General features: G+C 60.6%; 23 protein-coding genes. 16 read left to right on the top strand and 7 right to left on the bottom strand.

All coding sequences use genetic code 11. The annotated features are described in order from the left end of the window. The first annotated feature begins 128 nt into the window (after positions 1–128). From cysG to ACJ8KE_RS15930, 5 genes are all read left to right on the top strand, one after another. Complete coding sequence (cysG, locus tag ACJ8KE_RS15910) at positions 129–1,559, top strand: siroheme synthase CysG (protein WP_016929050.1); 1,431 nt, start codon at positions 129–131, stop codon at positions 1,557–1,559. A 22-nt stretch (positions 1,560–1,581) separates the two neighbouring features. Continuing rightward, positions 1,582–2,490 carry a sulfate adenylyltransferase subunit CysD gene (gene cysD / locus ACJ8KE_RS15915; protein WP_004932620.1) on the top strand — a complete coding sequence of 303 codons (909 nt, stop codon included), beginning with the start codon at positions 1,582–1,584 and terminating at the stop codon, positions 2,488–2,490. Positions 2,491–2,501: 11 nt separating this feature from the next. Further along, positions 2,502–3,929: a sulfate adenylyltransferase subunit CysN gene (gene cysN, locus ACJ8KE_RS15920; RefSeq protein ID WP_151254344.1), complete on the top strand. Its 1,428-nt coding sequence runs from the start codon at positions 2,502–2,504 to the stop codon at positions 3,927–3,929. Then, positions 3,868–4,557 carry an adenylyl-sulfate kinase gene (gene cysC, locus ACJ8KE_RS15925; RefSeq protein ID WP_151254345.1) on the top strand — a complete coding sequence of 230 codons (690 nt, stop codon included), beginning with the start codon at positions 3,868–3,870 and terminating at the stop codon, positions 4,555–4,557. The genes cysN and cysC overlap by 62 nt, the downstream gene beginning before the upstream one ends. 84 nt (positions 4,558–4,641) lie before the next feature. Next, positions 4,642–4,968 carry a DUF3561 family protein gene (locus ACJ8KE_RS15930; protein ID WP_016929047.1) on the top strand — a complete coding sequence of 109 codons (327 nt, stop codon included), beginning with the start codon at positions 4,642–4,644 and terminating at the stop codon, positions 4,966–4,968. 52 nt (positions 4,969–5,020) lie between these two features. Here ACJ8KE_RS15930 and ACJ8KE_RS15935 read toward each other — a convergent pair whose 3' ends face one another. The 3 genes from ACJ8KE_RS15935 to ACJ8KE_RS15945 all read right to left on the bottom strand — a co-directional run bounded on the left by ACJ8KE_RS15935 (position 5,021) and on the right by ACJ8KE_RS15945 (position 7,331). Continuing rightward, complete coding sequence (locus ACJ8KE_RS15935) at positions 5,021–5,743, bottom strand: amino acid ABC transporter ATP-binding protein (RefSeq protein ID WP_016929046.1); 723 nt, start codon at positions 5,741–5,743, stop codon at positions 5,021–5,023. Beyond that, positions 5,727–6,446, bottom strand: a complete 720-nt coding sequence (locus tag ACJ8KE_RS15940) for an amino acid ABC transporter permease (protein ID WP_042706788.1) — start codon at positions 6,444–6,446, stop codon at positions 5,727–5,729. Before ACJ8KE_RS15940 ends, ACJ8KE_RS15935 begins: the two co-directional genes overlap by 17 nt. 114 nt (positions 6,447–6,560) lie before the next feature. Next, positions 6,561–7,331, bottom strand: a complete 771-nt coding sequence (locus tag ACJ8KE_RS15945; RefSeq protein ID WP_015376687.1) for a basic amino acid ABC transporter substrate-binding protein — start codon at positions 7,329–7,331, stop codon at positions 6,561–6,563. A 403-nt stretch (positions 7,332–7,734) separates the two neighbouring features. Here ACJ8KE_RS15945 and ftsB point away from each other — a divergent pair, with 403 nt between their 5' ends. The 8 genes from ftsB (at position 7,735) to rpoS (ending at position 14,040) form a co-directional block, all read left to right on the top strand. Next, positions 7,735–8,055 carry a cell division protein FtsB gene (ftsB, locus tag ACJ8KE_RS15950; protein WP_016929043.1) on the top strand — a complete coding sequence of 107 codons (321 nt, stop codon included), beginning with the start codon at positions 7,735–7,737 and terminating at the stop codon, positions 8,053–8,055. A gap of 3 nt (positions 8,056–8,058) precedes the next feature. Then, positions 8,059–8,766, top strand: a complete 708-nt coding sequence (gene ispD / locus ACJ8KE_RS15955) for a 2-C-methyl-D-erythritol 4-phosphate cytidylyltransferase (RefSeq protein WP_097102739.1) — start codon at positions 8,059–8,061, stop codon at positions 8,764–8,766. Positions 8,767–8,776: 10 nt separating this feature from the next. After that, positions 8,777–9,250 carry a 2-C-methyl-D-erythritol 2,4-cyclodiphosphate synthase gene (gene ispF, locus ACJ8KE_RS15960; protein WP_004932594.1) on the top strand — a complete coding sequence of 158 codons (474 nt, stop codon included), beginning with the start codon at positions 8,777–8,779 and terminating at the stop codon, positions 9,248–9,250. Between the two features lie 4 nt (positions 9,251–9,254). Then, positions 9,255–10,301 (top strand): tRNA pseudouridine(13) synthase TruD, encoded by a 1,047-nt coding sequence (truD, locus tag ACJ8KE_RS15965; protein ID WP_261420164.1) that lies wholly within the window; start codon positions 9,255–9,257, stop codon positions 10,299–10,301. Then, the gene (gene surE / locus ACJ8KE_RS15970; RefSeq protein WP_161544409.1) at positions 10,282–11,043 is read left to right on the top strand and encodes a 5'/3'-nucleotidase SurE; all 762 of its coding nucleotides are present in this window, start codon (positions 10,282–10,284) and stop codon (positions 11,041–11,043) included. The genes truD and surE overlap by 20 nt, the downstream gene beginning before the upstream one ends. Next, positions 11,037–11,663 carry a protein-L-isoaspartate(D-aspartate) O-methyltransferase gene (locus ACJ8KE_RS15975; RefSeq protein WP_004932585.1) on the top strand — a complete coding sequence of 209 codons (627 nt, stop codon included), beginning with the start codon at positions 11,037–11,039 and terminating at the stop codon, positions 11,661–11,663. Before surE ends, ACJ8KE_RS15975 begins: the two co-directional genes overlap by 7 nt. Before the next feature lie 325 nt (positions 11,664–11,988). Beyond that, entirely contained in the window at positions 11,989–12,987 is a 999-nt protein-coding gene (gene nlpD / locus ACJ8KE_RS15980) for a murein hydrolase activator NlpD (protein WP_015376692.1), read from the top strand. A 54-nt stretch (positions 12,988–13,041) separates the two neighbouring features. After that, positions 13,042–14,040, top strand: coding sequence for an RNA polymerase sigma factor RpoS (gene rpoS, locus ACJ8KE_RS15985; RefSeq protein WP_004932578.1), 999 nt, complete (start codon positions 13,042–13,044; stop codon positions 14,038–14,040). Positions 14,041–14,119: 79 nt separating this feature from the next. Here rpoS and mutS read toward each other — a convergent pair whose 3' ends face one another. From mutS to ACJ8KE_RS16005, 4 genes are all read right to left on the bottom strand, one after another. Further along, positions 14,120–16,675 (bottom strand): DNA mismatch repair protein MutS, encoded by a 2,556-nt coding sequence (mutS, locus tag ACJ8KE_RS15990; protein WP_261420167.1) that lies wholly within the window; start codon positions 16,673–16,675, stop codon positions 14,120–14,122. Between the two features lie 309 nt (positions 16,676–16,984). Beyond that, positions 16,985–17,977, bottom strand: coding sequence for a Vgb family protein (locus ACJ8KE_RS15995; RefSeq protein WP_261420168.1), 993 nt, complete (start codon positions 17,975–17,977; stop codon positions 16,985–16,987). Positions 17,978–18,006: 29 nt separating this feature from the next. Next, entirely contained in the window at positions 18,007–18,978 is a 972-nt protein-coding gene (locus ACJ8KE_RS16000; protein ID WP_016929037.1) for an aldo/keto reductase, read from the bottom strand. 12 nt (positions 18,979–18,990) lie between these two features. Then, on the bottom strand, positions 18,991–19,791 hold the full coding sequence (locus ACJ8KE_RS16005; protein WP_049300195.1) for an SDR family NAD(P)-dependent oxidoreductase: 801 nt from the start codon (positions 19,789–19,791) through the stop codon (positions 18,991–18,993). 106 nt (positions 19,792–19,897) lie between these two features. Here ACJ8KE_RS16005 and ACJ8KE_RS16010 point away from each other — a divergent pair, with 106 nt between their 5' ends. From ACJ8KE_RS16010 to chbC, 3 genes are all read left to right on the top strand, one after another. Then, the gene (locus ACJ8KE_RS16010) at positions 19,898–20,791 is read left to right on the top strand and encodes a LysR family transcriptional regulator (protein WP_079450102.1); all 894 of its coding nucleotides are present in this window, start codon (positions 19,898–19,900) and stop codon (positions 20,789–20,791) included. Positions 20,792–21,208: 417 nt separating this feature from the next. Then, positions 21,209–21,526 carry a PTS sugar transporter subunit IIB gene (locus ACJ8KE_RS16015; protein WP_442517311.1) on the top strand — a complete coding sequence of 106 codons (318 nt, stop codon included), beginning with the start codon at positions 21,209–21,211 and terminating at the stop codon, positions 21,524–21,526. Between the two features lie 12 nt (positions 21,527–21,538). Beyond that, the gene (gene chbC / locus ACJ8KE_RS16020) at positions 21,539–22,900 is read left to right on the top strand and encodes a PTS N,N'-diacetylchitobiose transporter subunit IIC (protein WP_016929034.1); all 1,362 of its coding nucleotides are present in this window, start codon (positions 21,539–21,541) and stop codon (positions 22,898–22,900) included.

Here is a 22,900-nt window from a genome sequence, read left to right on the forward strand (position 1 = left end):
ATTACCGTTTGCTTCCTGCGTTGCGGCCTATATTCCATAAAGGAACTAATCATTCCTTTTCGTCATTTCAGAGGCTAAATCTCAGCCCGTATAGTCACACTATCTTTCTGTTATATGAAAAGGCTGTTGTGGACTATCTACCAATATTCGCCGACCTGAAACAACGCCCGGTGCTGGTCGTTGGCGGTGGTGACGTGGCTGCGCGCAAAGTCGATCTGCTTCAGCGCGCCGGGGCTGAAATACGGATAGTTGCGCAGTCGCTCTCACCGGAACTGGAACAACAACGTCAGCAAGGGCAGGTGCTCTGGCTGGGGAAAAGCTTTGATCCGCAGCAGTTGGACGACGTGTTTCTGGCGATCGCCGCCACGGACGACAACGCGCTGAACGCCGCGGTGTTCGCCGAGGCGGATAAACGCCGGGTGTTGGCCAACGTGGTGGACGATCAGCCGCGCTGCTCATTCATTTTCCCGTCGATCATCGATCGCTCGCCGCTGGTGGTGGCGGTGTCGTCCAGCGGCCAGGCGCCGGTGCTGGCGCGACTGCTGCGCGAAAAGCTGGAGGCGTTGCTGCCCGCCAGTTTGGGGCAGATGGCGCAGGTGGCGGGCCGTTGGCGCGGCCAGGTCAAACGGCGGTTGGCTTCGATCGGCGAACGTCGCCGTTTCTGGGAGAAAACCTTCGGCGGCCGTTTCGCCACGCTGGTGGCCAACGGCCAGACGGCGCAGGCGGAACGGCAGCTGGAGCAGGATTTACACCGCTTCGCCGCAGGCGATGAAGGCGCACAGGGCGAGATCGCCCTGGTGGGCGCCGGGCCGGGCGACGTGGGGCTGTTGACCCTGCGCGGGCTGCAGGTGATGCAGCAGGCGGACGTGGTGCTGTATGACCATCTGGTCAGCGGCGAGATCCTCGATCTGGTGCGCCGCGACGCCGAGCGCATCTGCGTGGGCAAGCGCGCCGGCGCGCACTCGGTGATCCAGGAAGAGACCAACCGGCTGCTGGTGGAGCTGGCGCAGCAGGGCAAACGCGTGGTGCGCCTCAAGGGCGGCGATCCGTTCATCTTTGGCCGCGGCGGCGAAGAGCTGCAGGTGGCCGCCGCCGCCGGCATTCCGTTCCAGGTGGTGCCGGGCGTCACGGCCGCCGCGGGGGCGACCGCCTACGCCGGCATTCCGCTGACGCATCGCGATCACGCGCAGAGCGTGACCTTTATCACCGGCCACTGCCGCCCGGACGGCGATGGTCTGGACTGGGCCGATCTGGCCCGGGCGCGGCAGACGCTGGCTATCTACATGGGCACTATGAAGGCGGCGGACATCAGCCAACGTCTGATCGCCCACGGTCGCGACGCCGCGACGCCGGTAGCGGTGATCAGCCGCGGCACGCGCGCCGATCAGCAGGTGCAGATCGGCACGCTGGAACACCTGGAACACCTGGCCCAACGGGCGCCGCTGCCGGCGCTGCTGGTGATTGGCGAAGTGGTGGAACTGCACCATCAAATCGCCTGGTTCGGGCATCAATCGCAGACGGAAGGGGCCGCGCGCCCGGCCGTCGTGAATTTGGCATAGGCAAGGCTTTTAAGGATCTGTTATGGACGAAAAACGACTCACTCATTTGCGGCAATTGGAGGCGGAGAGTATCCATATCATCCGTGAAGTCGCCGCTGAATTCGCCAACCCGGTGATGCTGTATTCCATCGGCAAAGACTCTTCCGTGATGCTGCATTTGGCGCGCAAGGCGTTCTTCCCCGGCACGCTGCCGTTCCCGCTGCTGCATGTCGATACCGGCTGGAAGTTCCGCGAAATGTACGAATTCCGCGATCGCACCGCGAAGGAGTACGGCTTCGAGCTGCTGGTGCATAAAAACCCGGAAGGGGTGGCGATGGGCATCAACCCGTTCGTGCACGGCAGCGCCAAGCATACCGATATCATGAAAACCGAGGGCCTGAAGCAGGCGTTGAACAAGTACGGTTTCGACGCTGCCTTCGGCGGTGCGCGGCGCGACGAGGAGAAATCGCGCGCCAAAGAGCGCATCTATTCGTTCCGCGATCGCTTCCACCGCTGGGATCCGAAAAACCAGCGGCCGGAGCTGTGGCACAACTACAACGGCCAGATCAACAAAGGGGAGAGCATCCGCGTGTTCCCGCTGTCGAACTGGACCGAGCTGGATATCTGGCAGTATATCTTCCTGGAAAAGATCGACATCGTGCCGCTGTACCTGGCGAAACCTCGCCCGGTGGTGGAGCGCGACGGCATGCTGATGATGGTGGACGACGATCGCATCGATCTGCAGCCGGGTGAAGTGATCAGCCAGCGCATGGTGCGTTTCCGCACCCTGGGGTGCTGGCCGCTTACCGGCGCGGTGGATTCGCAGGCGCAAACCCTGCCGGAGATCATCGAAGAGATGCTGGTCTCCACCACCAGCGAACGCCAGGGGCGGATGATCGATCGCGATCAGTCCGGCTCGATGGAGCTGAAAAAGCGTCAAGGGTATTTCTAAGGAGCCGCCGGATGAACAACGCAATTGCACAACAAATCGCTGACCAGGGCGGCGTCGAGTCCTACCTGCACGCGCAGCAGCACAAGAGCCTGCTGCGCTTTCTGACCTGCGGCAGCGTCGATGACGGCAAAAGCACCCTGATTGGCCGCCTGCTGCACGATACCCGCCAGATCTACGAGGATCAGCTGTCGACGCTGCACAGCGACAGCAAACGCATCGGTACTCAGGGCGAAAAGCTCGACCTGGCGCTGCTGGTGGACGGCCTGCAGGCCGAGCGCGAGCAGGGCATCACCATCGACGTGGCCTATCGCTATTTCTCGACCGAAAAACGTAAATTTATCATTGCCGATACCCCGGGGCATGAGCAGTACACCCGCAACATGGCCACCGGCGCCTCGACCTGCGATCTGGCGATCCTGTTGATCGACGCGCGTAAAGGGGTGCTGGATCAGACTCGCCGCCACAGCTTTATCGCGACCCTGCTGGGCATTCGCCATCTGGTGGTCGCGGTAAACAAAATGGATCTGGTGGACTATCAGGAAGCGGTGTTCGAGCAGTTCAAACAGGATTACCTGACCTTCGCCCAGCAGTTGCCTGGCGATCTGGACATCAAGTTCGTGCCGTTGTCGGCGCTGGACGGCGACAACGTGGCGAGCGAAAGCGCCCATATGCCGTGGTACAGCGGCCCGACGCTGCTGGAAGTGCTGGAGAGCGTTGATGTGATCAGCGAGCGAGAAAACCAGCCGCTGCGTTTCCCGGTACAGTACGTCAACCGCCCGAACCTCGATTTTCGCGGTTATGCCGGCACGCTGTCCGCCGGCGTGGTGCGGGTGGGGCAACGCATCAAAGTGCTGCCTTCCGGCGTGGAGTCCAGCGTGGCGCGCATCGTGACTTTTGACGGCGATCTGCAAGAAGCGGTGCCGGGCGAGGCGATTACGCTGGTGCTGAAAGATGAAGTGGACATCAGCCGCGGCGATTTGCTGGTCGACGCCGGCGAAAACCTGCAGGCGGCGCAGAGCGCGCGGGTGGACGTGGTATGGATGGCCGAGCAGCCGCTGGTGCCGGGCCAGAGCTACGACATCAAGATCGCCGGCAAAAAGACCCGCGCCCGCGTGGAGAGCATCCGCCATCAGGTGGAGATCAACACGCTGGCGCAGCATCCGGCTGACACATTGCCGCTCAACGGCATCGGGTTGGTGGAGCTGACCTTCGACGAACCGCTGGTGCTGGACAGCTACCAGAGCAACCACGACACCGGCGGGCTGATCTTCATCGATCGCATGAGCAACGTGACGGTTGGCGCCGGTCTGGTGCGTGAAACGCTGCAGGCCGCATCGGCGGCGCGCGGAGAATTCAGCGCCTTCGAGCTGGAGCTGAATGCGCTGGTGCGCAAGCACTTCCCGCACTGGGGCGCCCGCGATCTGCTCGGTGGCCAATAAGGTGGCCGCTGAACTGAGGGCGACCGGGCCGGACGATGAGAACGTGGTTTGGCATCCGCACGCGGTCACGCGCGCGGATCGCGAAGCGCGCAACGGCCACCGCGGCGCGGTGCTGTGGTTTACCGGGCTGTCCGGCTCGGGCAAATCCACCGTCGCCGGCGCGCTGGAGCAAGCGCTGCATGGGCTTGGCGTCAGCACCTATCTGCTGGACGGCGATAACGTGCGCCACGGTTTGTGCCGCGATCTCGGTTTTTCCGACGAGGATCGGCGCGAGAACATCCGCCGGGTGGGCGAAGTGGCCAAACTGATGGTGGATGCCGGGCTGGTGGTGCTGACCGCGTTCATTTCGCCGCACCGCGCCGAGCGGCAACTGGTGCGCGAGATGCTCGGCGACGATCGCTTTATCGAGGTGTTCGTCGACACGCCGTTGGCGATCTGTGAGGCGCGCGATCCGAAGGGATTGTATAAGAAAGCGCGCGCCGGCGAGCTGCGCAATTTCACCGGTATCGACGCGGTTTATGAGGCGCCGCAGCAGCCGGAAATCCACCTCGACGGCCAACAATTGGTAACAAATTTGATTGCGCAATTGTTAGACGTGTTGCGTGGTCAGGCTATTATCAAACCCTGAATTCAAAAAAAGCGTGTGGCGTTTTTCGCCATGCGCTTTTTACTCTAAGCCGCCGCAGAGCGAGCCGAATAACCAGGGATCACTATGCAAAATGTCACGCCTATCTTGATCGACTCCAAGCAGTCAAAACAGGAGAGAGAGGAGCCTTCTTATTCTTTCCTGGGCGGCGTCAGCGGCTTTGTTTTCTACTGGCTGGCGTTCGCGTTGCCGTTTCTGGTTTACGGTTCCAACACGCTGTTTTTCCTGCTCTATACCTGGCCGTTTTTCCTGGCGCTGATGCCGCTGTCGGTGCTGATCGGCATCACTCTCAGCATGCTGCTGCGCGGCCGTCTGATCTTGACGCTGCTGCTGACCGGCGCCGTTGTGCTGTGCCTGTTCTGGCTGGTGTTCAGCTTCCTGACCGGGTGGTGAGAGAGTGGGCGCCGATGCCGGCGCCCGCAGGATTGCAAAGCCGTGCCGAAGGTTACAAAACTTTGCTCAAAAATGCCTGAGTGCGCGGATTGGACGGGTGACTGAAGATCTGCTGCGGCTGCCCCTCTTCCTGAATGATCCCCTGATCGATAAACAGTACCCGGTCGGCCACCTCGCGGGCAAAGCCCATCTCATGCGTCACCACCACCATGGTCATGCCCTCGAGGGCCAGTGATTTCATCACCGCCAACACTTCGCCCACCAGCTCAGGATCGAGCGCGGAGGTCGGTTCGTCGAACAACATGATCTTCGGCTCCATCGCCAGCGCGCGGGCGATGGCCACCCGCTGCTGCTGGCCGCCGGACAGACTGTTGGGATAGGCGTCGATCTTGTCGAGCAGGCCAACCTTGAGCAGCAGCTGCTCGGCTTGTGCGATGGCTTCAGCGCGCGGCTGTTTCTTCACGCTCACCGGCGCCATGATGATATTTTCCAACACCGTCATGTGTGGGAACAGGTTGAAGCGCTGGAACACCATGCCCACGCTTTCACGCATTTTGTTCAGGTCGGTTTTCTGATCGTGGACGGCGAAGCCGTTCACCTCGATCTCGCCGCCGGAGAGCGTTTCCAGCGCATTGATGCAGCGCAGGAAGGTGCTTTTTCCCGAGCCGGAAGGGCCGATGACGCACACCACTTCGTTGGCGGCGATCTGGCAAGAAATGCCGCGCAGCACATGGCTTTCGCCGAACTGTTTTTGCAGGTTATGTACGCGAATCACTTTTACCGAACCTCTTTTCCATGTGCTGCACCAGCAGCGAGAGCAGGAAGGTGATGACCCAATAGACCAGCGAAATGGTCAGATAGGGCTCCCAGTAGGTGGCGTAGGCGCCGGAGACGGTACGGGCGGCATAGGCCAGATCCGCCAGGCCGATGGCGGAGGCCAGCGACGAATCCTTGACGATGGCGATGGCGTTGTTGCCCAGCGGCGGCAGCATGCGGCGGAAAGCCTGCGGCAGGATCACCTGACGCATGGTCTTGCCATAGCTCATGCCCAGCGAGCGCGATGCCTCCATCTGGCCGCGATCGATCGACTGGATCCCGGCGCGGAAGATTTCCGACACATAGGCGCCGGCGTTGAGCGTGATCGCCACCACGCAGGAGAGAAAGGCGCCGTAGTCGGCGCGCAGCGCGCGAGCGAAATCGACGCTCATCAGGCCGCTGGTGACCAGCAGACCGTCACGCGGGTTGATGAACAGCGGCACCAGCGCGAAGTGCACCACCATGATCTGCACGAACAGCGGCGTGCCGCGAAAGGCGCTGATGTAGATGCGCACCGGCCACTGAACGCCGTAATGCAGGATGGGTTTCCAGATGCCGTGCGGCGCCTGCGCCAAACGGCCCAGCCCGAGGATCAAGCCCCAGGTGGTGCCCAGCAGCACGCAGATAATGGTGCATTTGATGGTCATCCAGGCGCCTTCCATAAACAGCGGCGCGTATTCCTGGATGATCTCCCAGCGGAAGTTCAAGGGGTATTCCTTCTTGGTAGGCTGAAACGGTGGCGCGCCGACGCTCTTGCGGGCGCCGGCGACTGGGGATTATTCCGCCGGCAGCGTCGGTACGTTACTGTCGAACCAGGTTTGGTAGATCTTGGCGTAGGTGCCGTCGGCGACGATTTTCTTCAGGCCGGCGTTGATCTTGTTGCGCAGTTCATCGTTGCCTTTGGCGACGGCGATGCCGAAATACTGGCGCTCGAACTTGGCGTCGGGCACCAGCTTGAAGGCTTTCTCAGGGTGGGTTTTGATATAGAACTTGGCCACGCCGACGTCGCCGACCGCCGCGCCGATGCCGTCTTCATACAGCTCCTGCAGCATCAGCGGGGTGTTGTCAAAGCGCTTGATGGCGGTGCTGTTTTTACCCAGCGCGTCGGACACCACGATGTCGCCGGTGCTGGAGTTTACCACGCCGACCTTCAGCGCTTTCAGCGCGGCGATGGAGTCCACCGTCGAGTCTTGCGGCACCACGATAGCCTGCTCAGCCGGGAAGTAAGGCGCTGAGAAATCAACCATTTGCTTGCGCTTGTCGGTGATGGTGATGCCGGAAATGATGATGTCGCGATCGCCGGAGTTCAGCGTGGCGAAGATCCCTTCCCACGGCGTATTGATCAGTTTGATTTGGAAGCCTTCAGCCTTGGCCACCGCCTTGATGATGTCGATGTCGAAACCTTCCAGCTGCTTTTGGCTGTTTTCAAATTCGAACGGCCGATAGGTGCCGCCGGAGCCGACGACGTAGGTTGGTTCAGCCGCCAACGCGGCGATGGAGAAGGTGGCGGCCAGGCAGGCGCCGATCAGAACTAAACGTTTTAACATCGCGATCCCCGATAATGAATGGTTATATATTGGAATTATTTATGCACTATGAGTGCATAAAAATAAGCTTCAATGAATGAAAGTGCAACCGCTGCATGAGGATTATTCTCTCTATGGTGTTAAATATTCACTTTTTGCTTTGCTGTGGCGTAAGCGATGGGTCAGGAAGCGGTGATGCAGTGATTCTTGCTGCATAATGGAGGTGGGGCAGCGTGTGTCTCATTGGAAAACGCGGCGCGCGCGCCGAGCCAAAGGGGCGTTTTTTGCCGCTTTCACAGCGGAATTAGGCGATAAACACGGGAACCCTTCATCCGTATTCTGAATTTGGCGCTGAAATGCCGCTCTCAGTGTGGAGTCCAACGAGAAGTTGTGGGATGATTGGTCGGTTTTTCAGGGGGCGGAGATGGGAAAACTTACGCTGCTATTGCTGGCATTGCTCGGTTGGTTACAGTATTCACTGTGGCTGGGCAAAAATGGTATTCACGATTACGTGCGGGTCAATGAAGACGTTGCGGTCCAGCAGGGCAACAACGCCAAGTTGAAAGCGCGTAACGATCAGCTGTTTGCCGAAATCGATGATTTGAACGGCGGACAGGAAGCGATCGAAGAGCGTGCGCGTAATGAGCTGGGCATGATCAAGCCCGGTGAGACTTTCTATCGTCTGGTTCCTGACCAATCCAGACGCAACGCGGCGTCTTCTTCGCAAAACAACGCACAAAAATAACGCATGAATCACTCCGCAGGTACCTTTCCCTCGGTGATTGCCGTCCTGCCCGCTGCCGGTATCGGCAGCCGCATGCAGGCGGAATGCCCGAAGCAATATTTAACCATCGGCCGGCACAGCATCGTCGAACACGCCATTCACGCCCTGTTGCGCCACCCGCGCATTGAACGGGTGATCGTGGCGATCGGCCCCGAAGATCGCCAGTTCGAACAGTTGCCGATCGCCCAGGATCCGCGGGTGATCGTCACCGAAGGCGGCAAGCAGCGCGCCGATTCGGTGATGGCCGGGCTGAAACTGGCGGGTGATGCGGACTGGGTGCTGGTGCATGACGCCGCGCGCCCCTGCCTGCACGCCGACGATCTCGAGCGCCTGCTGGCGATCACCGCACATAGCAAGGTCGGCGGCATTCTCGCCGCGCCGGTGCGCGACACCATGAAACGCGCCGAACCTGGTCGCGAAACCATCGCCCACACCGTCGAACGGCAGGATCTGTGGCATGCGCTGACGCCGCAGCTGTTTCCGCTGCCGCTGCTCAAGCTGTGCCTGCAGCGCGCGCTGGATGAAGGCGCGAACGTCACCGACGAAGCCTCGGCGCTGGAACATTGCGGCTATCATCCGCTGCTGATCGCCGGCCGGGCGGACAACATTAAAGTAACGCGGCCGGAGGATTTGGCGCTGGCGGCGTTCTATTTGACCCAGTTAGACAATTAAGGAGCGCATCATGCGTATCGGTCACGGTTTTGATGTACATAAATTCGGCGGCGAAGGCCCGTTGGTGATCGGTGGTGTTCGCATCCCTTACGACAAAGGCTTGCTGGCCCACTCCGACGGTGACGTCGCGCTGCATGCCGCCACCGACGCCCTGTTGGGGGCGGCGGCGCTGGGCGATATCGGCAAGCTGTTCCCCGATACCGATCCGGCTTTCAAGGGCGCGGACAGCCGCGAGCTGCTACGCGAAGCCTGGAAACGCATCCGCGCCAAAGGGTACCGCCTCGGCAATCTCGACATCACGATTATTGCCCAGGCGCCGAAAATGGCGCCGCACATCCCGCAGATGCGCGTCTTCCTGGCGGAAGATTTGCAGTGCCATATGGATGACGTCAACGTGAAGGCCACGACCACCGAGCAGCTCGGTTTCACCGGGCGCGGCGAGGGCATCGCGTGCGAAGCGGTCGCCTTGCTGATCAAGGAATAACCGCATGGATATGGCGAATCTGACCTGGCTGCATGGCCGGCCGCAGAGCACCGGGGTGTTGAAAGCCAATCCGGAAGATTTCGTGGTGGTCGAAGATCTGGGCTTTGCGCCGGACGGCGAAGGCGAGCACGTGCTGGTGAATATCCGTAAAAACGGCTGCAATACCCAGTTCGTGGCCGATTACCTGGCGCGCTTCGCCGGTATTCACGCCCGTTCCGTCAGCTATGCCGGTTTGAAGGATCGCCACGCGGTGACCGAACAGTGGTTCTGCCTGCATATGCCGGGCAAAGACACGCCGGATTTCTCCCGGTTTACGCTGGAAGGCTGCGAGGTGCTCTCGACAGCCCGCCACCTGCGTAAAATGCGCATCGGCAACCTGAAGGGCAACCACTTTACGTTGGTGCTGCGCCAGATTTCCGATCGGCAGGACGTGGAACGTCGCCTGCAGGCCATCGCTGCGCAGGGCGTGCCGAACTACTTCGGCAGCCAGCGTTTCGGCCGCGGCGGCAACAATCTGGCGATGGCGCGCCGCTGGGCGAATGATGAAATTCGTGTCAAAGAGCGCAGCAAGCGCAGTTTCTATCTGTCCGCCAGCCGCAGCGCGCTGTTCAATCTGATCGCGAGCCAACGCCTGGCCGACGGCCTGCAGCGCACCGCGCTGGAGGGGGACGCCCTGCAGCTGAGCGGCCGCGGCAGCTGGTTCGTCGCCAAAGCCGATGAGCTGGAGGCATTGCAGCAGCGGCTGGATGCCGGTGAGCTGGTGGTTACGGCTCCCTTACCGGGCGACGGTGAGCCAGGCACCGCCGGCAAAGCCTTGGCTTTTGAACAACAATGCTTGGCGGAACAGCCGGAATTGCTTACGCTTTTAAAGCGCGAGCGTGTCGATCCCGCTCGCCGGGCCCTGCTGTTGCAGCCGCAAAATTTGCAGTGGAACTGGTGGGATGACGTTACCGTAGAATTGCGCTTCTGGCTGCCGGCAGGCAGCTTCGCGACCAGCGTGGTGCGTGAAATTATGCAGCAGGATGACAGTGATGCGGATATTGCTGAGTAACGATGACGGCGTCAGCGCCCCGGGCATTCAGGCGCTGGCGGCGGCGCTGCGGGAATTCGCCGAAGTGCAGGTCGTGGCGCCGGATCGTAACCGCAGCGGCTCTTCCAACGCCTTAACGCTGGAGTCGCCTTTGCGCACGCAGACGCTGGCCAACGGGGATATTGCGGTGTTGCAAGGGACGCCGACCGACTGCGTTTACCTTGGCGTCAACGCATTGATGCGCCCGGCGCCCGATATCGTGGTCTCCGGCATTAATGCCGGGCCGAATTTGGGTGACGACGTTATCTATTCCGGCACCGTCGCGGCGGCGATGGAGGGCCGGCACCTGGGGCTGCCCGCGCTGGCGGTGTCTCTGAACGGTCACCAACACTACGCGACCGCAGCGGCCATTACCTGCCGCATCCTGCGCGCGCTGCAGCGTGAACCGTTACGTACCGGAAAAATCCTGAATATTAACGTACCGGATCTGCCGCTGGCTGAGATCAAAGGCCTGCGCGTTACCCGCTGCGGCAGCCGCCATCCTGCCGACAAGGTCTTCTGCCAGCAGGATCCGCGCGGACAAAATATCTACTGGATCGGGCCGCCTGGTGATAAATTTGATGCCGGGCCGGATACCGACTTTGCGGCGGTGGAACAAGGCTATGTGGCGATAACGCCGCTACAGGTGGATTTAACCGCCTACGCGGCGCAAGAAGTCGTGAAAACATGGTTAACCAAGGCAGAGGTTAGCGGGGAATGGTGAATAAGCGCATGCAAACATTGCTGACGCAGCTGCGGCAGCAGGGGATCCGGGACGAAAAGCTGCTGCGGGCGATCGAAGCGGTGCCGCGCGAGCGTTTTGTCGATGAAGCGCTGGATCACAAAGCCTACGAAAACACCGCATTGCCGATCGGTTCCGGTCAGACCATTTCCCAGCCTTATATGGTGGCGCGGATGACCGAGCTGCTGAATCTGAAGCCCACCTCAAGGGTGTTGGAGATCGGCACCGGTTCCGGTTATCAAACCGCTATCCTGGCACATCTGGTGCAACACGTTTGTTCCGTCGAACGCATCAAGGGGCTGCAGTGGCAGGCCAAGCGCCGCCTGAAACAGCTCGATCTTCACAATGTTTCCACCCGCCACGGCGACGGCTGGCAGGGTTGGGCGTCGCGCGGCCCGTTCGATGCGATCATCGTCACTGCCGCGCCGCCGGAGATCCCGCAGGCGCTGGTGGAGCAGCTGGACGATGGCGGCATTTTGGTGTTGCCGGTGGGCGAGCAGGCTCAAACCCTCAAACGCATTCAGCGTCATGGCAACGATTTCGTTGTCGATGCGGTCGAGGCAGTGCGCTTTGTGCCGTTGGTGAAAGGCGAATTGGCCTAGCGATTGTCTGAATTTTCGACCGTCTGCAAAATCTGTTGCACTTTCATCATGGCCGGATAAGGTTTTCTCGTTCCAATCAGGCTAATTTTCACTAGAATTGGCCTTTCTACGTAGTTGTCTTATGGTGCGGCAACGCCAATGTGGTTAGCATTGGCGCGCGTTTTGATGCTCCGGCGCGAGATGACCTGGCGTTCAGGGATCGGCCGGCGGCGCCTTTACATCGCAGAAACTGGGAAGTGGCAAAAGCTCGGCTACGATGTAAAGGGTATTTTGGATATATCACTGATATTGCTGTCATGGGGGAAGCATGAGCACGGGAAGCCCAATGATTACGTTACGCCGGGTAGCGGTGTGTACGATGGTAAGTTTGTGGTTGGCGGGTTGTACGAATACGGCCTCGACGTCGGCTCCTATCAGCAGCGTGGGGGGCGGCGGTGCCGCTCCATCCGGCAATAATAATGGCGGAGTGCAGCAGGCCAGCCCAGAGGGCCGCATTGTCTATAACCGCAGTTATAACGCCATCCCCAAAGGGAGCTACAGCGGCGGCGAAACTTATACGGTCAAGCGCGGCGACACGCTGTTTTATATTGCCTGGATCACCGGCAATGATTTCCGCGACCTGGCGCAGCGCAACAATATTCCCGAGCCATACAGCCTGAATGTTGGCCAAACCATTCAGCTTGGTAATGGTTCTGCCAACGGCGGCGGCGGCATGTTGGCGACGACAGACGCGACCAAAGGCGGTGTTCCGAAGCCACCTTCCAGCTCCCAGATCCAGACGGCAACGGTTGATTCTCAATCAACTAACGCGTATTCTGAAAACTCGGGTAAACAGAATGTAGGTAAGATGTTACCTGCAGCAGGTGCCGCAGCGGTTGGGACCGCGACTGCGCCTGTTACCGCGCCGGAAGCCGCTCCACCTGTGAGCAGCACCGTCAGCAACAGCGCTCCGGTCAGTACCTGGAGATGGCCGACTGACGGTAAGGTTATTGATAACTTTTCCTCATCAGAAGGTGGGAATAAGGGTGTCGATATCGCCGGTTCCCGTGGGCAGCCTATCTTCGCTACCGCCGATGGCCGCGTAGTGTATGCCGGCAACGCTTTACGGGGTTACGGTAATCTAATCATCATCAAACATAATGATGATTACCTGAGCGCCTACGCTCATAACGACACAATGCTGGTCCGGGAACAACAAGAAGTGAAGGCGGGTCAAAAAATAGCCACCATGGGTAGCACCGGTACCAGTTCAGTACGTTTGCATTTTGAAATTCGTTACAAGGGGAAATCCGTAAACCCGCTGCGTTATCTTCCGCAGCGATAGATTGGGCAGAATACGCTGAGATTCTGCTCGCGGTATCACGGGTAGGAGCAGCATATGAGCCAAAATACGCTGAAAGTTAACGAGTTACATGATGATGCGGATTTCGACGAGAATGGAGCTGAGGCCGAGTCGTTTGATGAAAAAGCGCTGGTAGAAGAAGAGACCAGCGAGAACGATTTAGCGGAAGAAGAGCTGTTGTCTCAAGGCGTTACGCAACGCGTATTGGATGCGACGCAGCTCTATCTGGGTGAGATCGGTTATTCACCTCTGCTGACCGCAGAGGAAGAAGTCTATTTTGCGCGGCGTGCTCTGCGCGGTGACGTGCCGTCCCGCCGCCGCATGATTGAAAGCAACCTGCGGCTGGTGGTGAAAATCGCTCGCCGCTACAGCAACCGCGGTCTGGCGCTGCTGGATCTGATCGAAGAGGGTAACCTCGGTCTGATTCGCGCAGTGGAAAAATTCGACCCGGAACGCGGTTTCCGCTTCTCCACTTATGCAACCTGGTGGATCCGTCAGACGATTGAACGGGCGATCATGAACCAAACCCGTACCATTCGTTTGCCTATCCATATCGTCAAAGAACTGAATGTCTATCTGCGCACCGCGCGCGAGCTTTCTCACAAGCTGGATCATGAACCGAGCGCTGAAGAAATTGCCGAGCAACTCGACAAGCCGGTGGATGACGTCAGCCGCATGCTGCGCCTGAATGAGCGCATCACCTCGGTGGATACGCCGCTGGGCGGGGATTCGGAGAAAGCGCTGCTGGACATTCTGGCCGACGAGAAGGACAACGGGCCTGAAGACACCACGCAAGATGACGATATGAAGCAAAGCATCGTCAAATGGCTGTTCGAATTGAACGCCAAACAGCGTGAAGTGTTGGCGCGTCGTTTCGGCCTGTTGGGCTATGAAGCGGCGACGCTGGAAGACGTGGGCCGGGAGATTGGCCTGACGCGCGAGCGCGTCCGTCAGATTCAGGTAGAAGGTCTGCGCCGTCTGCGTGAGATTTTGCAGATGCAGGGCCTGAGCATTGAGGCGCTGTTCCGCGAATAACGCCGGTTGTTGAACCGCATCAAATAAAAACGGTGAGCATGATGCTCACCGTTTTTTTATGCCCGCGTTTGGCGCCAGACTACACCATATTTTTCAGTCGGTAGAGCCATTCCAGCGCCTGTCGCGGCGACAGGGAATCCGGATCCAGCGCCTCCAGGGCTTCTACCGCCGGCGAGGTCTCTTCCTGCAGCAGCGTCATCTGGGTGGCATCGACGCTGCCCGATGCGGTGTGGCTGGAAATAGACTCCAGCTCGCGCAGTTTCTGACGGGCGCGTTTGATGACGTCGCGCGGCACGCCGGCCAGCGCGGCGACCGCCAGGCCATAGCTTTTGCTGGCGGCACCGTCTTGCACGCTGTGCATGAAGGCGATGGTGTCGCCGTGTTCAAGCGCATCCAGATGCACGTTGACCACGCCTTCCATTTTCTCCGGCAGGGTCGTCAGCTCGAAGTAGTGGGTGGCGAACAGCGTCATCGCCTTGATGCGGTTGGCCAGGTTCTCGGCGCAGGCCCAGGCCAGCGACAGGCCGTCGTAGGTGGAGGTGCCGCGGCCGATTTCATCCATCAACACCAGGCTGTGCTCGGTGGCGTTGTGCAGAATGTTGGCGGTTTCGGTCATCTCCACCATGAAGGTGGAGCGGCCGGAAGCCAGATCGTCCGCCGCGCCGACGCGAGTGAAGATGCGATCCACCGGGCCGATGGTGGCCTTGGTGGCCGGCACGTAGCTGCCGATGTGCGCCATCAGCACAATCAGCGCCGTTTGCCGCATATAGGTGCTTTTACCGCCCATGTTCGGACCGGTTATGATCAGCATGCGGCGCTGCGGCGACAGGGTGAGCGGGTTGGAGATAAACGGCTCGCTTAGCACCTGCTCCACTACCGGATGGCGGCCTTCGGTAATGCGGATCCCCGGCTGCTCGCTCATGGTCGGGCAAGCGTAGTTCAGGGTATCGGCGCGCTCGGCCAGGTTGGCCAGCACGTCCAGCTCGGCCAGCGCGGCGGCGCTTTGTTGCAGTTCCGCCAGGTGCGGCAGCAGCAGATCGAATAGCTCGTCGTACAGGCTTTTCTCGATCGCCAGCGCCTTACCCTTGGAGGTGAGCACTTTGTCTTCGTACTCTTTCAGTTCCGGGATGATGTAGCGCTCGGCGTTTTTCAGCGTCTGACGGCGTACATAGTGGATCGGCACCAGGTGGCTCTGACCGCGGCTGACCTGAATATAATAGCCGTGTACGCCGTTGAAGCCGACCTTGAGCGTATCCAGCCCCAACTTTTCACGCTCGCGGATCTCCAGCCGATCGAGATAGTCGCTGGCGCCGTCGGCCAGTGCCCGCCACTCGTCCAGTTCGCTGTTGTAACCGGGGGCGATCACGCCGCCATCGCGCACCAGCACCGGCGGTGATTCAATGACCGCGCGTTCCAGCAGCTCGCGCAGTTCGTCGAACTGGCCTACCTGCGACAGCAACTGCTGCACGTGCGGCGTTTTCACATCCTGCAGCAGCGCGCGGATGTCCGGCAGTTGCTGGAAAGCATGGCGCATGCGCGCCAGATCTCGCGGCCGGGCGGTGCGCAGCGCCAGACGCGCCAAAATACGTTCCTGATCGCCTACCTGACGCAGCGAAGGCTGCAGATCCGCGAACAGCGCCTGCAATGCGCCGATCGCCTGCTGGCGGGCAGTCAGGACCTTGATGTCGCGGGTTGGCATGTGCAGCCAGCGTTTCAGCATGCGGCTGCCCATCGGCGTGACTGTACGATCGAGGATCGCCGCCAGCGTGTTGTCGCTGCCGCCGGACAGGCTCTGCGTCAGCTCCAGGTTGCGGCGGGTGGCGGCATCCATGATGATGCCGTCCTGCTGGCGTTCCATGGTGATGCCGCGAATGTGCGGCAGCGAAGTGCGTTGGGTATCTTTGACGTACTGCAGCAGGCAGCCGGCGGCGCGCAGCGCCTGGTGCGCCTGTTCGACGCCGAAGCCGGTCAAGTCGCGGGTGCCGAACTGCAGGTTGAGCTGCTGACGCGCTGTCTCCAGCTCGAATTCCCACAGCGGGCGGCGGCGCAGGCCGTGGCGCTGTTCGATCAGCGCCATGTGTTCGAAGGTTTCCGGATAGAGCAGCTCGGCCGGATTGGTGCGCTGCAGCTCGGCGGCCATGGTTTCCAGATCCTGCGGCTCGGCGACGCGGAAGCGGCCGGAGCTGACGTCCAGCGTGGCGTAGCCGAAGCCGCGCGCGTCCTGCCAGATCGCCGCCAGCAGGTTATCCTGGCGCTCTTGCAGCAGCGCTTCGTCGGTGATGGTGCCGGGGGTGACGATGCGCACCACTTTGCGCTCGACCGGCCCTTTACTGGTGGCCGGATCGCCGATCTGCTCGCAGATGGCGACGGATTCGCCGAGCTGCACCAGCTTGGCCAGGTAGTTCTCCACCGCGTGGTGCGGCACGCCGGCCATCGGGATCGGCTCGCCCGCCGAGGCGCCGCGTTTGGTCAGCGAGATATCCAGCAGTTGAGAAGCGCGCTTGGCGTCGTCGTAAAATAGCTCGTAGAAGTCGCCCATGCGGTAGAACAGCAGGATTTCAGGATGCTGGGCCTTGAGGCGCAGGTACTGCTGCATCATCGGCGTGTGCGAATCGAGTTTATCGGTGCTATTCATGCGATTATTTTTCCAATCCATTGAATGTAAAGGGAACTGTGATTTTCATTGTCATCATTCGCTATCACATTGTTTCAGCAGGCGTCGCCCCATTCAGCGCTTGGCGGGCGGCGCAAATCAAATCATCAAAACGCCAAACGGCGCGCTTAAACCCGAGGTTTGCACAGACGCTTATACTAGCCCAGCGGGCAATCGGCTGTCACAGGTAAAAATGGGAAGTGCTGCGCAAGGCCGGTTTGCAACGAAGCGAGATTGTCGTTCGCCTGCGGGCAACAACGCAAGTCGCCGCCCGCAGTGGTGGTGGAAAGGTTATTGCGCGGCGGTGAGAGGCAAAGGAAGTTGATAGAGGCGGAAGCTGTCGGGCACTTCGGTTTCATGGCCGGGCAGCAGGCGGTGGCGGATGCGCGATTCGCTGACGAAGGCGCAGCCTTGTGGCGTGATAGTCAGGTTGACCGGCGATTCCATGCCTTCGCGCAAGATCTCAATCCGGTGCATGCCTGCCGCCTTGGGGGAAGGGATCCGCAGGATCCGCCCCTGGCCGCTCTGGATCCCGTTTTCCAGCACGATCAGCGCGCCGTCCGGTGCCAACCCCATCCCGTCCGGGTTTTCGATGAGGCGCGGCAGCTGCATTTCCGTCAGCTGCGGCTTTGGATCGTTATAGCTGAGGGCGTAGAGCTTACCGGTGCCGAAATTGGCGACTGCCATCAGCCGGTCGTCGAGCAGCACGATCCCGGCGGCCCCCAACCCGCTGGGGGCCGCTAGTTGCGGATCCTGATATAGCGTACGGAATGCCGCTTCGCCTGGCCGCAGGCGCAGGATGCCGCCGCCGCGGGTTTCCGTCACATACACCGTACCGTCTGCGCCGAGCACGATATCGTTGCCCATTTCTCCCGCCGGCAGCGCCAGGCTGCGGTTGAGCGTGCCATCCGCGACGTTCAGCGCATAGATGCGGTTGGCGCGCGTTTTGCCGCCGGAGAGAAAGTCCGGCGAATTGCCCCACAGCAGCCCGCGCCGTTCGTCCAGCCGTAGCGCGTTTGAGGCGAACACCGTGTCGGCGCCGGGGAAAAAGGTTTCCCACGCTTGACCCGGCCGCTTGCGCAGCACGTTGCCGCTGGTGATCAGGCCGACATACAGCGTACCGTCCGTCGCGCGGGCGATGCCGTTGGGGTAAAGCGCGCCAGGCGGCAGCGTCATGCTGCTTTCTGTGCAGTCTGCGCTGGCGGCGGCCTGCGCCGGAGCGCTAAGGGTGAATGCGGCAGCGAGGGCGAGCAACGCCGCTCGCGCGGTAACAGCGTATGACATGTTTATCTCCGGGAATGGGGGAAAGGGGGCTACCAGCGCTCAGGGCGGGCAGCGTGCGCCATTGGCGCCTCCAGCGCGGCCACGTCTTCCGGTGATAGCCTGAGCTCGAGCGCCGCCAGCGCATCCTGCAGATGGTGCGGCTTGGACATGCCCACCAGCGGCGACGCCACGCCGGGTTTGGCCAACAGCCAGGCCAGCGCGATTTGCGCCGGTGGAACGCCGCGCGCGGCCGCCACCTCCGCGACCGCCGCGACGGTGCGTTCTACCTCGTTTCTGCCGCCGTACCAACGGGGCGCCTGTTCGTCGGTGGCGGCGCGCAGCGTGCCGCCGCTGCCGGAGCCGGCCAGCACGCCGCGGGCCAGCGGCGACCAGGGCGTCAGACCAAGCCCCTCCTCCAGGCACAGCGGGATCAGCTCCTCTTCATCTTCACGCGTCACCAGGTTGTATTGGCTTTGCAGCGAAATAAACGGCGCCAGGCGGTGCTGACGTTGAAAGGCCAGCATTTTCATCAGGCGCCAGGCGTGCAGCGAGGAGGCGCCGAGATAGCGGATCTTGCCCGCCCGCACCAGGCCGTCGAGGGTGTCGGCGGTTTCTTCGAGCGGCGTTTCGGTGTCGAAGCGGTGCAGCACGAACAGATCGAGGTAATCCGTTCCCAGCCGCTGCAAGGAGGCGTCGACGCTGTGCAGCAGGTGCTTGCGCGAGAGCCCCCGGCTGTTCGGCTGCGCGTCGATTGGAAAATAGGCCTTGGTGGCGATCACCACGTCTTCACGGCGGGCAAACGCCTTCAGCGCGCGGCCGAGAATGCGCTCGCTTTCTCCGCCGGAGTAAATGTTGGCGGTATCGAAAAAATTGATGCCCGATTCCAGCGCCTCGCGGATAAAGGGGCGCGCTTCGTCTTCCTTCAGCACCCAGGGCCGCCAGGCCGGATCGCCGTAGGTCATGCAACCCAGGCAGAGGCGAGACACTTTCAGGCCACTGTCGCCAAGCCGAACGTAGTTCATGGCCTCGTCTCCTCAACGCATGCCGGCGATGGTGTAACCGCCGTCCACCAGCAGGCTTTGGCCGGTGATGAAGCGGGCTTCGTCCGTCGCCAGCCACAGCGCCACATCGCCGATGTCTTCCGATTCGCCCAGGCGGCCGGCGGGCGTGTGGGCGATAAAGGGCGCGAAGGCCGCGCTGTCAGCCACGCTGCCGCGCGCCATCGGCGTGTCGATGATGCCGGGGTTGATGTTGTTGACGCGGATGCCCTGGCCGCTGTATTCGAGCGCCACTGCGCGGATCATCGCATCGAGCGCACCCTTGCTGGCGGAGTAGCTGGATGAGCCGGCCAGCGCGCCGTGGGTCAGCCAGGAGGAGGTGTTGATGATCACGCCGCCCGAGCGCTGAGCCAGAAAGGTTTCAATCTCGTATTTCATCGCCAGCCAGACGCCTCTGAGGTTAATGGCGATTACCCGGTCAAAATCCTCGCTGCTCTGTTCGGTGATGGGGGCGAAGTTGCCGATGATGCCGGCGTTGTTGAAGGCGACGTCGAGCCGGCCATAATGGGCGGTCACCGTGGCGATCAGTTGGCGGATATCGTCTTCCTGGGAGACGTCGGCCACGATGGGCAGGGCGTCGCCGCCGGCCAGCGCGATGTCGCGCGCCGTGGCTTCGATTTCCGCCGCGCGTCGGCCGGCCAGCGCGACTTTGGCGCCTTCGCGGGCATAGGCCAGCGCGGCGGCGCGGCCGATGCCGGTGCCGCCGCCGCTCACCAGTACGACTTTGCCCGCCAGACGGCGCGGCGTTTCATGAGTTGGAGCTGTAGCATTAATCATCGTATCGATACCTGGTAATGGGGTCGATCGCAATGCTATGTTGTTAGATGACGGATAACTATCCGCTAAAAATTCATCTCACTATTAGATAATTTATATCAATAGCATGAAAAAACCTGAACTGTCCGGCCTGGCGGCCTTTGTGGCTATCGCCAGTGAACGCAGCTTCCGCCGCGCCGCCGCCCGATTGGGCGTGACGCCGCCGACGCTCACCCACACCCTGCGCGAATTGGAAGCGCAGGTGGGCATTCGCCTGCTGAATCGCACCACCCGCAACGTCTCGCCGACGGAGGCCGGAGAGCACCTGCTGGCGCAGTTGGTGCCGGCTTTTACCGACATCGACGCCGCGCTGGAGAGCCTGAATGCGTTTCGTGCAGGGCCGCGAGGCCTGGTGCGCATCAACGCGCCGCGTTCGGCCATCGAGCTCGCCATCGTGCCGCATCTGGGGCGGTTGGCCTGCGAGTACCCCGGCATTACGCTGGAAGTGGTGGCGGACGAGGGGTTCGCCAACATTGTCGAGCAGGGCTTTGACGCCGGCATTAGGCTCGGCGAGGATCTGCACAACGATATGCGCGCGGTGCGTCTGACGCCGGATCTGCGTTTCGCCATCGTCGCCACGCCGGATTATTTTCAACGGCACGGCGAACCGATGCATCCGCAGGATTTGCTGCAGCACCGCTGCATCGGTTGGCGTAAGGCCTCTTCGGGCGAGCGCTACAAATGGGCATTTCAGCAGGGCGAGCAGCGGTTTTCCGTGGCGGTTAACAGCCCGTTGATACTCGATGACGGCAGGATGATGGTGCAGGCGGCGCTGGCGCACGTCGGCATCGCTTTCGCCATCGAACAAGAAGTAGAAGAACACCTGGCGAGCGGGCGGCTGCGGCGGGTGTTGACCGACTGGTGCGTGCCGTTTACCGGTTTTTACCTCTATTATCCCAACCGCAGGAATCATTCCGTGGCGCTGAGCACGGTGATCGAGTTGCTGCGTCTGCCCACCTAATCCTCTTCACCGGTTATCGCGTTCGGATGGCCGTAGGTGAATCAAGCTTGAACTATTTTTATTCCCTTTTCGTTTGTTCAGGCGCAAATAACCCCTTAAATTCTCGGTGAGTTTGTAACTTGCTGTTTATAATTGTTATTTGAATATTTATTGCGAATATTCCGAGTTTTTATCGGTTATTTGAGAGCCCGGTCACACTATTTTTTTGTGCGAAATGTGAAGGGGGTCAATCCGTCAGGTCAATGAGAGACGGTTATGTCTTCCCCTGGCTTACCGATCCGTTTTTCATGCTCCGTATACTGTCCATAACCAGGGCAACGTGACGGAAATTTTCATAAGGAATGTGCGTGAAGCAATCGTGATTGCATCTGGCATACAAATAACACGGGGTTTTTTTGATTATCTGAGGTGCTTGGTATGGAAAAGAAAAAAATCTATCTGTTTTGTTCTGCCGGTATGTCCACTTCCCTGTTGGTATCAAAAATGAAGGCGCAGGCCGAAAAATATGAAGTACCGGTGATCATCGCCGCCTATCCGGAAGCGTTGGCCGCAGAGAAGGGCGTTGAGGCGGATCTGATCCTGCTGGGGCCGCAGATCGCCTACACCTTGGCGGAAGTGCAAAAACAGCTGCCCAATAAACCCGTTGAGGTCATCGATCCGCTGCTGTACGGCAAGGTCGATGGGCTGGGCGTGCTGAAGGCCGCGGTGGCCGCCATCAAGAAAGCCAATCAATAACAGGAGGCCGCCGTGAATACCCTCATTGCCTCGCTCGAGAAGGTTATCCTGCCTTTCGCCGTAAAAATCGGTAAGCAGCCCCACGTCAACGCCATCAAGAATGGCTTTATCCGCCTGATGCCGCTGACCTTGACCGGGGCGATGTTCGTGTTGATCAACAACGTGTTTCTGAGCTTCGGCGAAGGATCGTTCTTCTATTCTCTGGGCGTAAGGTTAGATGCCTCTACCATAGAGACGCTGAATAGTCTGAAGAGCATCGGCGGCAGCGTTTACAACGGCACGCTGGGGATCATGTCCCTGATGACGCCGTTCTTTATCAGCATGGCGTTGGCGGAAGAGCGAAAGGTCGATCCGCTCGCTTCGGCGCTGCTGGCGGTGGCGGCCTTTATGACCGTCACACCGTTCAATGTCGGCGAGGCCTATGCGGTGGGAGCCAACTGGTTGGGCGGCGCCAACATCATTTCCGGTATGGTGATTGGGCTGGCGGTGGCCGAGATGTTTGCCTTCATCGTGCGGCGCAACTGGGTGATTAGCCTGCCGGACAGCGTGCCGGCTTCGGTGTCGCGTTCCTTCTCGGCGCTGATCCCCGGTTTCATCATCCTCTCCATCATGGGGCTGGTGGCGTTCGCGCTGGCGCACTGGGGCACCAACTTCCACCAGATCATCATGGACGGCATTTCGGCGCCGCTGGCCAAGATGGGCAGCGTGGTGGGCTGGGTGTACGTGCTGTTCTCCTCGCTGCTGTGGTTCTTTGGGGTGCACGGCTCCATGGCGCTGGCGGCCCTGGACAGCGGCATCATGACGCCGTTCGCGCTGGAAAACGTGGAGCTGTACAACAAATACGGTTCGGTCGAAGCGGCGGTGGCCGCCGGAAAAGAGTTCCACATGTGGGCGAAACCGTTCGTCGATTCCTACATCTACCTCGGCGGCACCGGCTCGACGCTGGGCTTGATCATCGCCATCTTCATCGCCTCGCGCCGCGAAGATTACCGCCAGGTCGCCAAACTGGCGACGCCATCCGGCATCTTCCAGATTAACGAACCGATACTGTTTGGTCTGCCGGTGATCATGAACCCGGTGATGTTCATTCCGTTCATCCTGGTGCAGCCGGTGCTGACCATTATCACCTCCCTGGCCTACTACTCCGGGCTGATCCCGCCGATCACCAACATTGCGCCCTGGACCATGCCGGTCGGCCTGGGGGCGTTCTTCAACACCAACGGCAGCATCATGGCCATGTTGCTGAGCCTGTTCAACCTGGCGGTCGCCACCGTGATCTATCTGCCGTTCGTGGCGATTTCCAACAAGGCGCAAAGCCAGATCGACGCGGCGACGGAAAGCGAAGAAGACATCGCCAAGGCGCTGAAATTCTAA

The organism is Serratia sp. CY56464 (assembly GCF_052168435.1).
GTDB classification, from domain to species: Bacteria; Pseudomonadota; Gammaproteobacteria; order Enterobacterales; family Enterobacteriaceae; genus Serratia; species Serratia marcescens.

Excerpts from the sequence above, each read along its gene's own strand:
- cysD (WP_004932620.1), top strand. The coding sequence starts at position 1,582 with ATGGACGAAAAACGACTCACTCATTTGCGGCAATTGGAGGCGGAGAGT.
- cysN (WP_151254344.1), top strand. The coding sequence starts at position 2,502 with ATGAACAACGCAATTGCACAACAAATCGCTGACCAGGGCGGCGTCGAG.
- cysC (WP_151254345.1), top strand. The coding sequence starts at position 3,868 with ATGCGCTGGTGCGCAAGCACTTCCCGCACTGGGGCGCCCGCGATCTGC.
- ACJ8KE_RS15930 (WP_016929047.1), top strand. The coding sequence starts at position 4,642 with ATGCAAAATGTCACGCCTATCTTGATCGACTCCAAGCAGTCAAAACAG.
- ACJ8KE_RS15940 (WP_042706788.1), bottom strand. The coding sequence starts at position 6,446 with ATGGAAGGCGCCTGGATGACCATCAAATGCACCATTATCTGCGTGCTG.
- ACJ8KE_RS15945 (WP_015376687.1), bottom strand. The coding sequence starts at position 7,331 with ATGTTAAAACGTTTAGTTCTGATCGGCGCCTGCCTGGCCGCCACCTTC.
- ftsB (WP_016929043.1), top strand. The coding sequence starts at position 7,735 with ATGGGAAAACTTACGCTGCTATTGCTGGCATTGCTCGGTTGGTTACAG.
- ispD (WP_097102739.1), top strand. The coding sequence starts at position 8,059 with ATGAATCACTCCGCAGGTACCTTTCCCTCGGTGATTGCCGTCCTGCCC.
- ispF (WP_004932594.1), top strand. The coding sequence starts at position 8,777 with ATGCGTATCGGTCACGGTTTTGATGTACATAAATTCGGCGGCGAAGGC.
- truD (WP_261420164.1), top strand. The coding sequence starts at position 9,255 with ATGGATATGGCGAATCTGACCTGGCTGCATGGCCGGCCGCAGAGCACC.
- surE (WP_161544409.1), top strand. The coding sequence starts at position 10,282 with ATGCGGATATTGCTGAGTAACGATGACGGCGTCAGCGCCCCGGGCATT.
- ACJ8KE_RS15975 (WP_004932585.1), top strand. The coding sequence starts at position 11,037 with ATGGTGAATAAGCGCATGCAAACATTGCTGACGCAGCTGCGGCAGCAG.
- nlpD (WP_015376692.1), top strand. The coding sequence starts at position 11,989 with ATGATTACGTTACGCCGGGTAGCGGTGTGTACGATGGTAAGTTTGTGG.
- rpoS (WP_004932578.1), top strand. The coding sequence starts at position 13,042 with ATGAGCCAAAATACGCTGAAAGTTAACGAGTTACATGATGATGCGGAT.
- mutS (WP_261420167.1), bottom strand. The coding sequence starts at position 16,675 with ATGAATAGCACCGATAAACTCGATTCGCACACGCCGATGATGCAGCAG.
- ACJ8KE_RS15995 (WP_261420168.1), bottom strand. The coding sequence starts at position 17,977 with ATGTCATACGCTGTTACCGCGCGAGCGGCGTTGCTCGCCCTCGCTGCC.
- ACJ8KE_RS16000 (WP_016929037.1), bottom strand. The coding sequence starts at position 18,978 with ATGAACTACGTTCGGCTTGGCGACAGTGGCCTGAAAGTGTCTCGCCTC.
- ACJ8KE_RS16005 (WP_049300195.1), bottom strand. The coding sequence starts at position 19,791 with ATGATTAATGCTACAGCTCCAACTCATGAAACGCCGCGCCGTCTGGCG.
- ACJ8KE_RS16010 (WP_079450102.1), top strand. The coding sequence starts at position 19,898 with ATGAAAAAACCTGAACTGTCCGGCCTGGCGGCCTTTGTGGCTATCGCC.
- ACJ8KE_RS16015 (WP_442517311.1), top strand. The coding sequence starts at position 21,209 with ATGGAAAAGAAAAAAATCTATCTGTTTTGTTCTGCCGGTATGTCCACT.